The sequence below is a fragment of the Ancylobacter vacuolatus genome (assembly GCF_030813595.1).
Classification (GTDB): domain Bacteria; phylum Pseudomonadota; class Alphaproteobacteria; order Rhizobiales; family Xanthobacteraceae; genus Ancylobacter; species Ancylobacter vacuolatus.
Map to the genome: position 1 here is coordinate 1 of NZ_JAUSUH010000011.1, position 13,343 is coordinate 13,343.

General features: G+C 65.7%; 15 protein-coding genes and 2 tRNA genes. 3 read left to right on the top strand and 14 right to left on the bottom strand.

Annotated features, from left to right (window positions below):
* Positions 1-123: 123 nt before the first annotated feature.
* A complete protein-coding gene (locus tag J2S76_RS19185; protein WP_307063080.1) occupies positions 124-660 on the top strand; it encodes a hypothetical protein in 537 nt (178 codons plus the stop codon).
* A gap of 128 nt (positions 661-788) precedes the next feature.
* On the opposite strand, the gene J2S76_RS19190 is transcribed toward J2S76_RS19185, so the two are convergent.
* The 14 genes from J2S76_RS19190 to J2S76_RS19255 all read right to left on the bottom strand — a co-directional run bounded on the left by J2S76_RS19190 (position 789) and on the right by J2S76_RS19255 (position 11,945).
* Complete coding sequence (locus tag J2S76_RS19190) at positions 789-1,745, bottom strand: hypothetical protein (protein ID WP_307063082.1); 957 nt, start codon at positions 1,743-1,745, stop codon at positions 789-791.
* Between the two features lie 238 nt (positions 1,746-1,983).
* A complete protein-coding gene (locus J2S76_RS19195; RefSeq protein WP_307063084.1) occupies positions 1,984-2,751 on the bottom strand; it encodes a hypothetical protein in 768 nt (255 codons plus the stop codon).
* 1 nt (position 2,752) lies between these two features.
* Positions 2,753-3,061: a helix-turn-helix transcriptional regulator gene (locus J2S76_RS19200; protein WP_307063086.1), complete on the bottom strand. Its 309-nt coding sequence runs from the start codon at positions 3,059-3,061 to the stop codon at positions 2,753-2,755.
* 121 nt (positions 3,062-3,182) lie between these two features.
* The gene (locus J2S76_RS19205) at positions 3,183-4,142 is read right to left on the bottom strand and encodes a hypothetical protein (RefSeq protein WP_307063088.1); all 960 of its coding nucleotides are present in this window, start codon (positions 4,140-4,142) and stop codon (positions 3,183-3,185) included.
* 111 nt (positions 4,143-4,253) lie between these two features.
* Positions 4,254-5,441 carry a tyrosine-type recombinase/integrase gene (locus J2S76_RS19210; protein ID WP_307063090.1) on the bottom strand — a complete coding sequence of 396 codons (1,188 nt, stop codon included), beginning with the start codon at positions 5,439-5,441 and terminating at the stop codon, positions 4,254-4,256.
* A gap of 178 nt (positions 5,442-5,619) precedes the next feature.
* Positions 5,620-5,695 (bottom strand) — tRNA-Phe (locus J2S76_RS19215).
* A gap of 541 nt (positions 5,696-6,236) precedes the next feature.
* Positions 6,237-6,452 carry a DNA gyrase inhibitor YacG gene (gene yacG, locus J2S76_RS19220; protein WP_307063092.1) on the bottom strand — a complete coding sequence of 72 codons (216 nt, stop codon included), beginning with the start codon at positions 6,450-6,452 and terminating at the stop codon, positions 6,237-6,239.
* Positions 6,449-7,072: a Maf-like protein gene (locus J2S76_RS19225; RefSeq protein ID WP_307063094.1), complete on the bottom strand. Its 624-nt coding sequence runs from the start codon at positions 7,070-7,072 to the stop codon at positions 6,449-6,451. The genes yacG and J2S76_RS19225 overlap by 4 nt, the downstream gene beginning before the upstream one ends.
* Before the next feature lie 103 nt (positions 7,073-7,175).
* Positions 7,176-7,583, bottom strand: coding sequence for an arsenate-mycothiol transferase ArsC (locus tag J2S76_RS19230; protein WP_245261645.1), 408 nt, complete (start codon positions 7,581-7,583; stop codon positions 7,176-7,178).
* An 86-nt stretch (positions 7,584-7,669) separates the two neighbouring features.
* Entirely contained in the window at positions 7,670-8,164 is a 495-nt protein-coding gene (locus tag J2S76_RS19235; protein ID WP_307063095.1) for a UPF0262 family protein, read from the bottom strand.
* A 10-nt stretch (positions 8,165-8,174) separates the two neighbouring features.
* On the bottom strand, positions 8,175-9,467 hold the full coding sequence (gene hisD / locus J2S76_RS19240) for a histidinol dehydrogenase (protein ID WP_307063096.1): 1,293 nt from the start codon (positions 9,465-9,467) through the stop codon (positions 8,175-8,177).
* A 219-nt stretch (positions 9,468-9,686) separates the two neighbouring features.
* A complete protein-coding gene (locus J2S76_RS19245) occupies positions 9,687-10,169 on the bottom strand; it encodes a DUF2948 family protein (protein ID WP_307063098.1) in 483 nt (160 codons plus the stop codon).
* 88 nt (positions 10,170-10,257) lie between these two features.
* Complete coding sequence (gene murA, locus J2S76_RS19250) at positions 10,258-11,547, bottom strand: UDP-N-acetylglucosamine 1-carboxyvinyltransferase (protein WP_307063100.1); 1,290 nt, start codon at positions 11,545-11,547, stop codon at positions 10,258-10,260.
* A 179-nt stretch (positions 11,548-11,726) separates the two neighbouring features.
* Positions 11,727-11,945, bottom strand: coding sequence for a hypothetical protein (locus J2S76_RS19255; protein ID WP_307063102.1), 219 nt, complete (start codon positions 11,943-11,945; stop codon positions 11,727-11,729).
* 277 nt (positions 11,946-12,222) lie between these two features.
* On the opposite strand from J2S76_RS19255, the gene J2S76_RS19260 reads away from it, so the two are divergent.
* Together J2S76_RS19260 and repC are read left to right on the top strand one after the other, a co-directional pair.
* Positions 12,223-12,297, top strand: a tRNA-Thr gene (locus J2S76_RS19260).
* Between the two features lie 74 nt (positions 12,298-12,371).
* Positions 12,372-13,256: a plasmid replication protein RepC gene (gene repC / locus J2S76_RS19265; protein WP_307063104.1), complete on the top strand. Its 885-nt coding sequence runs from the start codon at positions 12,372-12,374 to the stop codon at positions 13,254-13,256.
* Positions 13,257-13,343: the final 87 nt, after the last annotated feature.

Genomic DNA, 13,343 nt, shown 5'->3' on the forward strand with positions numbered 1-13,343 from the left:
GCGTGTGGCGGGTGTCTACCCAACACCATGGCGCCCTCGCCACAACCGCCGCACGGACTTCCGGCTGAGGCGGACGCGCAACTGCGCCAGCCCTCACCACATATCGCACCCTTAGGATCGACCATGGCCAAGACCGCCGCAGGCGCTGCTATCGCGCTGTTGCTCGCCACCCAGCCGCTCCAGGCACAGAACGTCGGCGAACCCACAAGCGACCCCGAGATCAGGATCAAGCGAGGCCGGCTTCTCATCGGTGGCTACTGCACCTTCTCCGCTGTCGTCGCGCGCGGTCAGTCCCGCATGCGGATGATTGCCGATCAAGCCTGCGCCCTCATTGTCGACGAGGAGGGACTCGAGAAATCCGTCGATATTTACATGTACGATGGTGGCGCCCAACAGTACGATCTCTCCTATGCCTTCCGCCTCACCAGCAGCTACGACGGAGAAGGCCGGGAGATGCGACGCGAGCAATATCTCTACTGGAATGCCATGCCGGGCTCCGATCTCATCGACCAAAGTCTCGGCTTCGTCAGCGGAGGTAGCAGCTTCGATGAGGTCGATGGTGCCTGCTGGGTCACCAAGACGGTGAGGCTCTGCATGCAGCTACGCAGCGGGCGTGACGTCCGCACCCTCGCGCCGGGGCTCGGGCCGGTGAGGAAGTAGCGGGGGGCCGCTGCCTAGCCAGAAGGCCAACTCGAAGCGAGGTGCTCCAAAGGAGGTAGGGGCCGGCATGTCTCACGACCAGCCCCTACCCGCGTGGGCCCGCGTCACCATCTCGGTGACGCGGGGTTCTAGGCTGCGTCCTCATCGTCGGGATAGGTACGGTCGAGGAACAGCTGGCCCTCCTCCTCGCGATGTCTGCGGGGTACCTTCAGGAGCGCTTCGCGCCTTATCTCGGTATAGAGTGCGTTGCCCTCCGGTCCGCCAGCAAGCATCAGTTTGTCGAGAGTGCGGTTGGCCATGACGCGCACCATCCGCACCATCTCGGCCGGCCTCAGCGGATAGCTATAGAAGGTAAAGAACCCAGTCTCCCGCCGTACAGGCACCCCGCTGCGACCTGCCGCCTCCCATGCTCGCTTCGGACTGATCTTGTGGCCGGTGAGTTGACCCTTGAAGATGTATCTCAATCGCTTCAGGCAGTTCTCTGGGCTGGTGGGTGTGACTTTCATCACCGTTATCCCCGGACGCCATGACTCGAACGCCCGGTTGATCTCGATCTCACGATTGGCAAGTTCTTTACGGTCGAAGTCCCATACCAAACAGTGGGTGTGGAAGTGCACGACCCATTCGGGTTTCCCTTCGGCGCTCAGGCGCACGTTACCGATCAGTGCGGCCTCCACCATGCCGATGTAGTTGAAGCCGGCCAGCGTGCGTCGCGTCCAACTCGCGAGCTCGGACGTGTCATAGGTCTCCGCTTCTGTGATCGGGATCACGAACTCCTTGCTCAACAACGTGACCATGGCCATCGGCATCTTCGAAGCGGGCTTGCTCCTCAAGAATTTCCGGAACCGTCGCTCGACAATTTCCATGAAGGCGATGCGCGAGTGGACATTGCTAGCCAGCCAGTAGGGAGACGATTCTTTCTTCAGTCCCCGCAGCTGAAAAAAATCGAGGGTCTGTTTTCCCTTGCGAGGAAAGTGGAGATAGCGGTCCAACTCAAGGGCGACTTTCAGGTGCCTGTCCCTAAAGGCCTTTAACGTCGGGAAGGTCCAGGACTTTGTTTGCTTAGGCTTGATGCTTGTTGTCATGACATACCTGTTGTTTGCTCAAACGGGCCGTAGGCGGCTACGTGAGGTCATTTACGGGTCGATTTGGGGGTGTTGAGTGCGCCGACTGCGTTACAAGCGTGTGCGACTGCCGGCTTGATTGGCGCGATCGCAGACGCGTAACGCGTCGCCAGCTGATCAAGGGGACTGATGCAGGGGGGCTCCGAGCCCGTGGCGGGCGCGATGATTATGTCCGCGCGCCCGCCGCATTGAGGTGGTGTTACGGCGCCGCTTTCACCGAAAATGTCGTGATGATGATGACGTCGTTCATGACTTCGATGTGAGCGATGATCGCCGCGCGTCGGCCATCCATCTGCCGAAGAGCCCTTTCGGTCTTCGCCGACATAAACAGGCCGCCAATCACCGGATTTTCGATTTCGAGAGGCGGCACGCCCCGGGCTTCGGCGCTGCGCTTTTCCGTCGCGTGATCGGGAGTCCCGCGTTCCTGAAGCATTGAGGGGCTGCTGGTCATCCGATCTTCGAGGTCGACGGGCGGTGAACGTCGCGCCTCGGTGTTGCGCTCGTCCTTCGCGCGAATGATTGCCCCGCCATTCTGAGACTTCGAGCGCGCCAGTCCTTCTATGGTGCGCGCCTTGATTTCTGCGGCGACGTCACCGGCCGCGCAATCCTCCGAACGCAACACATCAAGCGCCCGCGCGTATTTTCCGGCCTTGTCACGCGCATTCTTCTTTTGCGGCGTGGCATGTAGCACCAGCCGTAGAAAGTGCAGTTGAGCGTTCTCCTGCTGGCTGTGTTCAGGGCGCTCCACGCCCAGCCTTTTCCATACCGGGTCCGCGACGAAAGCACGCCAAGTGACCTTCGACTTGAGGAGAGGTGTCGCCGCCGCGTAGGCACGCTGGAGGATGCGCCGGAGTTCGGTGCGTTGGGCCTGCAGCATCCGGCGATAATCAGTCCGAAGCTTCGCAGCATCGCTGACTACGGTACGGACGCTACTATCAGCCTTTCCAGACGACTTGATGATGCCCATGTCACTCACCCCCCTGCTGGAGGGTGAGGACCAGATTGGCGATGTAAGCGCGCGGCCAGACCGTCACGCCGGGGCTCAGCTTGATGCCGGCAGCGACTTTACCTTTGGCGACCCACTCGTGCCACGTCGAGCGGCCGATCGGCAGCAGACCCTTCGGCGCGACGATCCCGGCGACCCGTAGATAACCCTCGTCGAATTGCGCGCGGGTCAGTTGGAATCGGTCGATAGGCTGAGTTGCGCAATCTGTTTCGCTCGTCCCAGCTCGCTGCCGAGGCTGGCCGTGTGCGAACTTGCCTTCAATATTCAACATCGCTGCGTCTCCCTTATGACCGGAGCGGCGAAAGGCCGTCTGGTGGGAGAGTTGATTAAGCGCAACAATCGCTGAGCAGGACGATCAGATATCTGATCGTGACGAATTCGGCGAGCCGATTTCAGATGACTTTTTTATTAGTCGGCAATGCTAATGCGTCCTTCAAGTGCTTTCGAACGGTATCGTCGTCTATGTCATGCCCTATCTGATGTACATCGCTTGTTATTGCTTTCACAGCCTGCGAAAACATAGCGTCATTTCCACATTTATAGTATCTTACTGCCATTCCAGCAATCATCTTGTGGAAGCTCTTGTCTTCGCGCTTGGTTGCCGCGGCTTGATGTGCTGATCTAATGCGGCCGGCGATCCGCTCCTGCGGCGAAGGCAAAGACTCTGGCAGGCCGGCAGCAACCGCCGCCAACGGCTCGGGAAGGGCTATCTGGTGCTCCGCCGCCCATCTGATGAAGTCCGCGCGGGGCATCGGGTCTTTGAAGTGACCTCCGCTCACGGCACGTTTGATGGCGGTGCGCCGGAAGGCATAGACCTGAGCGAAATTCGATTTGCTCCGCCTGATGGCTTTCATGCTCTTGGGCGTTAATATGTCGGGGTTCTTGCCCAAGGACAGCGCCGCGGCCTCGTTGACGGTCCACATTGGCATCTGCATCCAGACGCTGAAATCGGCCGTGGCTTCCGGCTCATTGAAGAAGGCATCCCTGTCGAACTCCGAGCGCACCTTATCGAAGACAACAGACTGCTCCCGCGCCATCTGGGCATAGAGCTCGTGAATCTCCTCGTCTGGCTTGAAATACAGATCGTTGTCGAACTTCACGGCCTCGGCAACGGTGGCGCTCAGGACAGCCTGCCGTTCCGGTCCGAAGCCGTCATCGGCCCGATCGTAATCTTCGAAAAGCGCTGCCTTCTCGGAGCGCCTCATCTCCTTCCAGATTCGCTTCAAGCCGCGCGCGTCCGGCACAAATTCCCGCTCCCGCGCATTCGCTTCGATGATGTCGAACACGACATCTTCCGGAAGGGCGGGGAACCGCCAGAGAAGAATATCAGCAGCCATTTCCCCGAAGACCATCACAAGTGCTCCAACGCTGATTCGTCCAGCGATTCTAGGAGCTCATCTTCACGCAGAGCAACGAATCTCACCCAGAGCGGGGTCCGTTGACTCGTCGGCGATCCACCGTTGTCAGGCCGGGGCGACGCGCAACCCGTCCAGATAATCCGCCCACCAAGCCATCATACGCACCCGCTCATCCCAGTGCTCGCCACGGGCGTAGGCGCGGCGGACTGCGTTGCCCTCGACATGGGCGAGCTGCCGCTCGATCGCGTCAGCATGCCAGAGGCCGCATTCGTTCAGCAGTGTGGAGGCGGTGGCGCGGAAACCGTGGGAGGTGACCTCATCCTGAGCATAGCCAAGACGGCGCAGCGCCGCGTTCAGCGTGTTCTCGGAGATAGGGCGAAGAACGGTCCGGACCGACGGAAATAGCAATGTCCCGCGACCGGTGAAGCGGCGCAGGTCTTCGAGGATCGCGACCGCCTGAGGCGGCAGCGGCATGCGGTGCGGCCGACGCATCTTCGCCCGGGAGGCAGGAATGGTCCACTCGGCCTTCTCGAAATCGAACTCCGCCCACTCTGCCGCGCGCAGTTCGCCGGGGCGTGGGAAGAGGACCGCCATCAGCTTCAAGGCCGCGTGGGTGGTAGGCTGCCCGTCAAATCCGTCGATGGCCCTCAGCAGGCCTCCCAGCTTCTTCGGTTCGGTGACGGCAGCCCGTGGCGTGACGGTCGGTGCAGTCAGAGAGCCCTTCAGGGCCATAGTCGGGTCCGCCTCGCCGCGACCAGTGGAGATCGCGTAGCGAAACACTGCGCCAATGGTGGAGCGCAGCCGCCGGGCTGTCTCGTGCTTGCCGCGTAACTCCACCTCGTGAAGAACTGGAAATATGTCGGCCGCCTTGATCGAGTCCAAAGGACGCCTGCCGAGCTCGGCATATGCCAAGCCAAGAAGCCACTCTAGCTTCTCAAGAGTGCGCTCCGCTCGCTTCGCCCGCCGCTGCTTGGCGAGGTACTCCTCCGCAATGTCCTTGAAGGTCGGCCCTGCCTTGGCCGCCGCAATCGTTGCCCGCTTCACTTCCGAAGGGTCCTGCCCCGCCAGCAGCGCCCTCTTGGCCTCGTCCCTGGTCTGCCGGGCATCGCTCAACGACACCAGTGGATAGGGGCCGATGGCGAGCAGCTTCTGCTTGCCGCCAAAGCGATAGGCCAGTCGCCATAGCTTCGCGCCAGAGGGCTGCACCCACAGCTGCAGACCACCGCCATCCGACAGCTTTTTCAGTGAATCGGCCGGCTTGGCGCCCCGGCAGGCGGCATCTGAAAGCGGCATTGCGGCACCCGACTTCAGGGCGATACCAACACCCTGCCAAATCGATACCAACAACCATACCAACAATTTTGTTGGATGCACCCGGACGGCGCTGGATGACGCCGGACCATCAACAGGCTTGTTTTCGTTGATATTGCTAGGTTTTCCGGACCTAGTCGGACTGTGCCAGACTAGGAAATGGTGCCCAGGGACGGAGTCGAACCGCCGACACTGCGATTTTCAGTCGCATGCTCTACCAACTGAGCTACCTGGGCGTAGCCGGCAAGGCTTCAAGCCATGCGGAGCGGGCGGGTTATAGAGTCTTGGCCGCGCCCTGTCCATATCCAGGCAAAGGGAAATTCCGGCTTTCCCCAGAACTGCGTTCCCGCAGCGCCCGCAGCTCGGCGTCGGGCGGCAGCTTCAGGAGCGCAGACAAGCCGCGCCGACCGGGCACGGGACGTGGCGCCTCGCCGGAACTCCACGCTCGCCTTGCAGCAATACGCCAGCGCGTGGCGGCGGCCGGCTTGCGGTGGGCCACAGCCCGTGCGGCGTCCGGACAGCCGGCGCAGCATTCCCGCCGGCACGGCTTAGCCAGGGGCATGGCGGAGCGCGTCATCGGCTCCTTCGATCGAGGCGCCCCTTAGCTGGCCGATCGCAAGGTCGCCGGGAGGCGAGGGAGGGCCCGCCAGTCCTCGGCCACCCCTGGAACAGGCTCCGACCGGCTGGGATCGAAAGCTGCCTGGCGCGTGTTGTCTCCGAGCGAAGGTCGGCGATAGCGAGCACCGGGCGCCGGAGGTCCCGCACGCAACCTGCGCCTCAGGCCTCGTGCGGCGGCTTCGGGGCGAGGGAGGGTTCCTCGCCGTCCTCGTCGTCATTCTCCGTGACCGGGATCGCATAGGCGCCGGTGAGCCAGCGATGCAGGTCGATATCGGCGCAGCGGGCGGAACAGAAGGGCTTGTACTTTTCCACCATCGGCTTGCCGCAGATCGGGCAGGGCTTGCCGGCGGCGGCGGGCGGGACGGCGGCGCTCATTCCGGGTGGCCCCAGCGCTGATAGACCGGGAAGCGCTCGCCGCCGAGCAGCGCCACCGTCTCGGCGAGCGGCAGGCCGACGACATTGGTGTAGGAGCCTACCAGCTTGACCACGAACACGCCGGCGAGGCCCTGAATGGCGTAGCCGCCGGCTTTGCCCTCCCATTCGCGGGCGGCGAGATAGGCGTCCATCTCCTCGCGCGAGAGGCGCTTGAAGCGCACCCTTGTTTCGACCAGACGGGTGCGAATGCCACCCTTCGGCGTCATCAGCGCGAGGCCGGTATAGACACGGTGGGCGCGGCCGGAGAGCAGGCGCAGGCACTCGGCCGCCTCTTCCGAGACATCGGGCTTGGGCAGGATGCGCCGTCCCACTGCCACCACCGTATCGGCGGCGAGCAGGAAGGCGCCTTCATGCTCGCCCAGCGTCCGGCGGCGCGCATCGGAAGCGTCGAGCTTCTCGCGCGCCAGGCGCAGCGCCAGCCGGCGGGGAAGCTCGCCGCGCTCCGGCGTCTCGTCAATATCGGCCGGCAGCAGGGCATCGGGTTCGATTCCGGCCTGGGCCAGCAGCGCCAGGCGGCGCGGCGAGCCCGAGGCCAGCACCAGTTTCGGGCGGGCGCTCACGCAGTCACTCCTTTTCCGCCGGCAGGCCCGGCGGTCCAATTCGCCGGCACGCTAGAGCATGTCCGGGCAAAGTTGAACGCTTTTCGCGCACTACCCACCCCGCTCATCGCGGACGGAAGCGGGTGCGGATGCGCCGCTCCAGCTCGTCGCGCACGCCGCGATAGGCGTCGAGGCGCTGCTCGCGATTGCCGCTCGCCAGCGTCGGGTCGGGGGTCGGCCAATATTCCACGTCGATGGCGTTGGTGCGGGTGAGCTCCAGCGCCCGGTGATGGGCGTCGGGCGAGAGGGTGATGACGAGATCGAAGCCGAGGCCCTCATTCTCCTCCAGCTCCTCCAGTGTCTGCGGCCGGTGGCGGGACAGGTCGAGCCCCACCTCGTCGATGGCGGCGGTCACGAAGGGGTCGGTCTCGCCCTTGAGCACGCCGGCCGAGCCGACATAAAGCGAGCGGCCGAACAGATGCCGCGCCAGCACCGCCGCCATCGGCGAGCGCACGCTGTTCTGCCCACACATGAACAGCACCGATTGCGGCCGATCCCGACGCGGGGCCGGGCCGGGGCCGGCCGCCGCACCTTCAAAGGTGCCGGGCGCGGCCACGCTCAGCCTTTCCAGTGCAGGGCACAGACCAGCGTGAACAGGCGCCGGGCCGTGCCGAAATCGAGGGCGATCTTGTCCTTCAGCCGCTCGCGCAGCAGTTCGGAAGCCTCGTTGTGCAGGCCGCGCCGGCCCATGTCGATGGCCTCGATCTGCGACGGGCTGGCGGTGCGGATCGCCGAATAATAGCTCTCGCAGACCATGAAATAATCGCGCACCACCCGCCGCAGCGGGCTGAGCGACAGCTGGTGCTGCACGACCGGGGCGCCGTCCTCGCGGGTGACATCCAGCACGAGGCGCCCCTCGCTCAGCGAGATAGCGAGGCAATAGGGGCCGGGCGCGGTATCGCCGTGCGGGGCAAAGCTGTTCTCGGCCAGCAGATCATAGATGGCAACGGCCCGCTCATGCTCGACATCGACATTGGAACGGCCGATGGAGGCGCCGTCCAGCGTCACCGCCGCCAGGCGGCGGGTCTCGACATAGGGATCCTCCCCGGCCATCGGGCGGCCGTCAGAGGTTGAGCCGGATCGCGACGGAGCGGGCATGGGCACTGAGACCCTCCGCCTCGCCGAGCGCGATCGCCGCCGGGCCGAGCGCGCGAAGCTGCTCCGGCCCGCATTTGAGGATAGAGGTGCGCTTCATGAAGTCGAGCACGCCAAGCCCCGAGGAGAAGCGCGCCGAGCGCGCGGTCGGCAGCACATGGTTGGAGCCGCCGACATAGTCGCCGATCGCTTCCGGCGTATGGGCGCCGAGGAAGATGGCGCCGGCATGATGGATGGCGTCGGCCAGCGTTTCGGCATCCGCCGCCATGATCTCCAGATGCTCGGGGGCGAGGCGGTTCGCCAGCGCCGGCGCCTCAATGAGGCTGCCGAGCAGGATCACCGCGCCGAACTCGGCCCAGCTCTTCGCCGCGATGTCCCGGCGCGGCAGAGTGGCGAGCTGGCGCTCGACGGCGGCGATCACCGCTTCGGCCAGCGCCGCATCGTCGGTCATGAGGATCGATTGGGCGGCGGTGTCGTGCTCGGCCTGGGCGAGAAGATCGGCGGCGATCCAGTCCGGATTCTGCTCGCCATCGGCGATGACCAGCACCTCGGAGGGGCCGGCCACCATGTCGATGCCCACCGTGCCGAAGACATGGCGCTTGGCCGCCGCCACATAGGCGTTGCCCGGGCCGACGATCTTGGCGACGGGAGCGATGGTCTGCGTCCCATAGGCCAGCGCGGCGATGGCCTGCGCCCCGCCGACGCGGTACACCTCGTCAACCCCGGCGAGGTCGGCGGCGGCGAGCACCAGCGGGTTGAGCACCCCGTCGGGCGCCGGCACCACCATGGCGAGGCGCCCTACCCCCGCCACCTTGGCCGGCACGGCATTCATCAGCACGGACGAGGGATAGGCGGCGGTGCCGCCGGGCACATAGAGCCCGACCGCGTCCACCGCCGTCCAGCGATGGCCCAGCTCGACCCCGGCGGCATCGACATAGCGGCCGCTTGTCGGCAGCTGGCGCTGGTGGTGGGAGCGGATGCGGCCATGGGCGAAGGCCAGCGCCTCGCGCGTCGCCGGATCGGAGGCCGCGACCGCCGCCGCGATTTCCTCGTCGGTCACGCGGATGCCGAGCGCGCCGAGATCGACGCGGTCGAAGGTCTTGGAGAGGGCGATCAGCGCCGCATCGCCGTGCTGGCGCACCTCCTCGACAATATGCGCCACCGCCTGCGCGACATCGGCCGACACCTCGCGCTTGGTGCCGAGGAAGGCGCGGAAGCGCTCAGCAAAATCGGGGGAGCGTGTGTCGAGGCGAAGCGGCATGTCGGAATCCTGCGGGTCGGCGGTCCTGCGCGTCGAGAGCCGGCGCCCAGGGTCCTGCGGGCCGGGCCGCCGCGCACGCGCAGCAGGCGCAAGGCCGCGCAAAAGCGCAGGCACCGATTTTGGCTTGTCCTATCGCAACCGCGCTCGCCGAAGACAAGCGCATTCCGACAAGGCCCTGCCATCCCGCATCGCAGACGGGCCCCCGACCTCGGGTGCCCCTCACTCCACCTCGTGGCAGGGCGTTCCCTTGGCGTCCCAGGCCGGCCCAAGATCCTCCAGCCCCGCCTCCAGGCATTCGACATCGAGCTGCACCTCGCCGCCGCCGGAGAACAGGAAGGTCACGGTGCCGGAAGGCGCCTCGATCTCCTCGAAGGTCAGGGCCAGCAGGTTGAGGACCCCCTGCTTCTTCTTGAGGTCGAGCCCGCGCACCCGGGCCCCGCGCACCCGCTCGAAACGCAGGCCCGCCCGGCGCCGCACGCAGGGGCCGGCGGCGGCCGCAGCCGCGCCGATCGGCGCGTCGATGTCGGCCATCGCCTCGGCCTGGATAGCCTTCTCCCAGTCGAAGCGGTTGGCGAGCAGCACGAAGCGCTGCTCTTTCGGCAGGAAGGTCATGTCGCCCAGCGCGACCACCGCGTCCTGCAGATGCACCGAGAGAACCGCGAGATCCTCGCTATCGAGCGCAATCAGCTTCAACCCGGCCATGTTTTCTCTCCGCCTGCTTGCCTGTCGCCCAGATGGCGCCGCGCAGCCGCATCGGCAAGGGGCCCGGTGAGACTGCGTAGACGCCCGCTCAGCCGGCCAGCCGCTCGATTTCGGCACCGCAGGCCGAGAGCTTCTCCTCCAGCCGCTCGAAGCCGCGATCGAGATGGTAGACGCGGTGGATCATGCTCTCGCCCTCGGCGGCCAGCGCGCCGATGACCAGCGAGACCGAGGCGCGCAGGTCGGTGGCCATCACCGGCGCGCCCTTCAGCCGCTCCACACCCTCAATGGTGGCGGTCTCGCCGTCGAGATGGATGCGCGCGCCAAGCCGGGCCAGTTCCTGCACATGCATGAAGCGGTTCTCGAAAATGGTCTCGGTGATGCGCGAGGTGCCGCGTGCCCTTGTGGTGAGCGCCATGAGCTGCGCCTGCAGATCGGTCGGAAAGCCCGGGAAAGGCTCGGTCGTCACCGTGACCGGGGAAATGCCGGCGCCATTGCGCTTCACCCGCAGGCCTTCATTGGAGACGGTGATTTCCGCGCCAGCCTCGCGCAGCGTATCGAGCGCCGATTCCAGCAAATCCGCCCGCGCGCCGGACAGCAGCACATCGCCGCCGGTCATCGCCACCGCCATCGCATAGGTGCCGGTCTCGATGCGGTCCGGCAGCACGCTGTGGCGGGCGCCCTTGAGGCGCGGCACGCCGACGACGCGAATGGTGGACGTGCCCTGCCCCTCGACCCGGCCGCCCATGGCGTTGATGCAATCGGCGACATCGACGATCTCCGGCTCACGCGCGGCGTTCTCGATGATCGTCTCGCCGTCGGCGAGGCTCGCGGCCATCAGCGCCGTGTGGGTGGCGCCGACCGAGACCTTGGGGAAGACGATCCGCGCGCCTTTCAGCCCCTTCGGCGCCCGGGCCAGCACATAGCCCGCATCGATCTCGATCTCGGCGCCGAGCGCGCGCAGCGCGTCGAGATGGAAATCCACCGGGCGCGTGCCGATGGCGCAGCCGCCCGGCAGCGACACCTTGGCCTCGCCCATGCGCGCCAGCAGCGGCGCGATGACCCAGAAGCTCGCCCGCATCTTCGAGACCAGTTCATACGGCGCCGTGGTGTCGACGATGACCCGCGCGTCGATCTCCAGCGTCTGGCCGGCATAGGCATCGTCGCCCCGCCGCTTGCCGTTCACCGTGATGTCGATGCCGTGATTGCCGAGAATGCGCTGCAGCTGCGACACGTCGGCGAGGCGCGGCACATTCTCCAGCACCAGCTTCTCGTCGGTCAGCAGGCCGGCGATCATCAGCGGCAGGGCGGCGTTCTTGGCGCCGGAAATCGGGATCGTTCCGTTGAGCGGGTTGCCGCCGACGATGCGGATGCGGTCCATGAAGTTCGATACTCCTTCAGCGCGCGACAGAGGGCGCGACCTGTCCATTGCCCGGAACAATGTCGCATCCGGCGCCTGTCGGCAGCGGCATGTCTGGACGATGGGGCCGATTCGTGGCGACCCACCGTCAATTCCCGTCAATCTCTACCGCGTGTGGCCGGGCGCGACAACGCGCGCGCTCAGCCCTCGCCGTCCGGCCGGGGCGGAGCGTCGGGGAGCGCGGACAGGTCCGGCGACTTCGCGTCGCCGGTCGGCGAATCCGGCACGGCGCGCGCCGTCTCCTGCGCCGCCTCTGGCGCGTCCTTGCGGCCGCGCGCCTGCTGCTTGCGCCGGGCGAGATTGGCGCGCAGCGCCGCCGCCAGCCGTTCGGCACGCGCCGCTTCCTCCTGGCTGCTCATCCCGCCGTCTCCCGCTGGTCCGGGCACGAGCGGACCCGCCGCCGCTCCCCACTGGCCGCACCCTGCGGCCCACCGACTGTGCAGAGCCTTAACCTGCGCCCCTTTTGGGAGGAAGGGGCGCAAAAGGCACAAAAGAGCGGCGCTGGCGGGTCCCGCCCCCTTCTTTGCGCACGCCATGCACAGGCAGCGGGGGAATTGCACGCCGAACGCTTGCGCCGGCCGGCGCGCTGTGGCAAACGTCCCCGCGCCTTGGTGGCCCGTGCCGCCAACAGCCGGCGCTGCGGTAGCTCAGTGGTAGAGCACTCCCTTGGTAAGGGAGAGGTCGAGAGTTCAATCCTCTCTCGCAGCACCATTTTTTCCAAGGAAAATCAGCACTTAAGCCAGAAGCCTGTCCCTGCTCCCCCATGCGTCGGAGCGGAACAAACCGTGTTTGTTGCGTCAGGGCAGGGAGAGAATCCGGGGAGTTCGTTCTCGGGCCGTTCCGGCGTGCGCGCACGAATGAGGGCGGAACCGCCTGACCCCCAAAAAGGAAACCCCGCCAAGCGCGGCAACGCTGGCGGGGCAATCCGTAGTGGCGATCATACCGAAGACAGCCAAGGCGAAAATTATCACAGGTCTTCGGGGCGGACAATAACGCCGTTCGGGCGGCAGCCGATGACGCTTCGCCTGCTCGCCAGCCAGATGGCGGCGCGAGCGGTCCAGCGGGACGCGGTTGTGCACAAGTGGCGGGTCTTCCGCGATATCCGCGAGGCCTGGGAGCTGATCGGCGCCACCGAGCGGTCCCTCTCGGTCCTGAACGCCCTGCTCAGCTTCCATCCTGAGACGGCTCTCGGCGGCGACGCGATCATAGTCTGGCCATCGAACGAGCAGCTGGCGGCTCGCGCGAACGGCATGCCGCCGACCACATTGCGCCGGCATATCGGCGTGCGCGTGGATTGCGGCCTGATCATCCGCCGCGACAGCCCCAACGGCAAGCGCTTCGCCCGGAGAGGTCGCGGCGGCGAGATCGAGCAGGCCTATGGCTTCGATCTCGCCCCGCTAGTCGCCCGCGCCGAGGAGTTTCGCGATCTCGCCGACGCTGTCCACGCCGAGAAAAAGGCCTTCAGGGTCGCCAGGGAGCGTCTCACGCTGCTTCGCCGCGACATCGTCAAGATGATCGACGTCAGTGTCCACGAGGGCATTCCCGGTGACTGGACGCGGGCGGAGCGGAGCTATCAGGAGATCATCACGCTGCTTCCGCGCTCCGCGCCGCGCCAGCTCATCGATACGATTTCAGCCGACCTCGCTCAGCTGTCGGACGAAATCCGTTAGGCATTGGAATCATTCGCCAATTCATCGATTCCGGGCGCCAATGCACGCCAATCTGGCGGGCACATACAGAATTCAAAACCAGACCAC

Excerpts from the sequence above, each read along its gene's own strand:
- J2S76_RS19185 (WP_307063080.1), top strand. The coding sequence starts at position 124 with ATGGCCAAGACCGCCGCAGGCGCTGCTATCGCGCTGTTGCTCGCCACC.
- J2S76_RS19190 (WP_307063082.1), bottom strand. The coding sequence starts at position 1,745 with ATGACAACAAGCATCAAGCCTAAGCAAACAAAGTCCTGGACCTTCCCG.
- J2S76_RS19195 (WP_307063084.1), bottom strand. The coding sequence starts at position 2,751 with ATGGGCATCATCAAGTCGTCTGGAAAGGCTGATAGTAGCGTCCGTACC.
- J2S76_RS19200 (WP_307063086.1), bottom strand. The coding sequence starts at position 3,061 with ATGTTGAATATTGAAGGCAAGTTCGCACACGGCCAGCCTCGGCAGCGA.
- J2S76_RS19205 (WP_307063088.1), bottom strand. The coding sequence starts at position 4,142 with ATGGTCTTCGGGGAAATGGCTGCTGATATTCTTCTCTGGCGGTTCCCC.
- J2S76_RS19210 (WP_307063090.1), bottom strand. The coding sequence starts at position 5,441 with ATGCCGCTTTCAGATGCCGCCTGCCGGGGCGCCAAGCCGGCCGATTCA.
- yacG (WP_307063092.1), bottom strand. The coding sequence starts at position 6,452 with ATGAGCGCCGCCGTCCCGCCCGCCGCCGCCGGCAAGCCCTGCCCGATC.
- J2S76_RS19230 (WP_245261645.1), bottom strand. The coding sequence starts at position 7,583 with ATGTGTGGGCAGAACAGCGTGCGCTCGCCGATGGCGGCGGTGCTGGCG.
- J2S76_RS19235 (WP_307063095.1), bottom strand. The coding sequence starts at position 8,164 with ATGGCCGGGGAGGATCCCTATGTCGAGACCCGCCGCCTGGCGGCGGTG.
- hisD (WP_307063096.1), bottom strand. The coding sequence starts at position 9,467 with ATGCCGCTTCGCCTCGACACACGCTCCCCCGATTTTGCTGAGCGCTTC.
- J2S76_RS19245 (WP_307063098.1), bottom strand. The coding sequence starts at position 10,169 with ATGGCCGGGTTGAAGCTGATTGCGCTCGATAGCGAGGATCTCGCGGTT.
- murA (WP_307063100.1), bottom strand. The coding sequence starts at position 11,547 with ATGGACCGCATCCGCATCGTCGGCGGCAACCCGCTCAACGGAACGATC.
- J2S76_RS19255 (WP_307063102.1), bottom strand. The coding sequence starts at position 11,945 with ATGAGCAGCCAGGAGGAAGCGGCGCGTGCCGAACGGCTGGCGGCGGCG.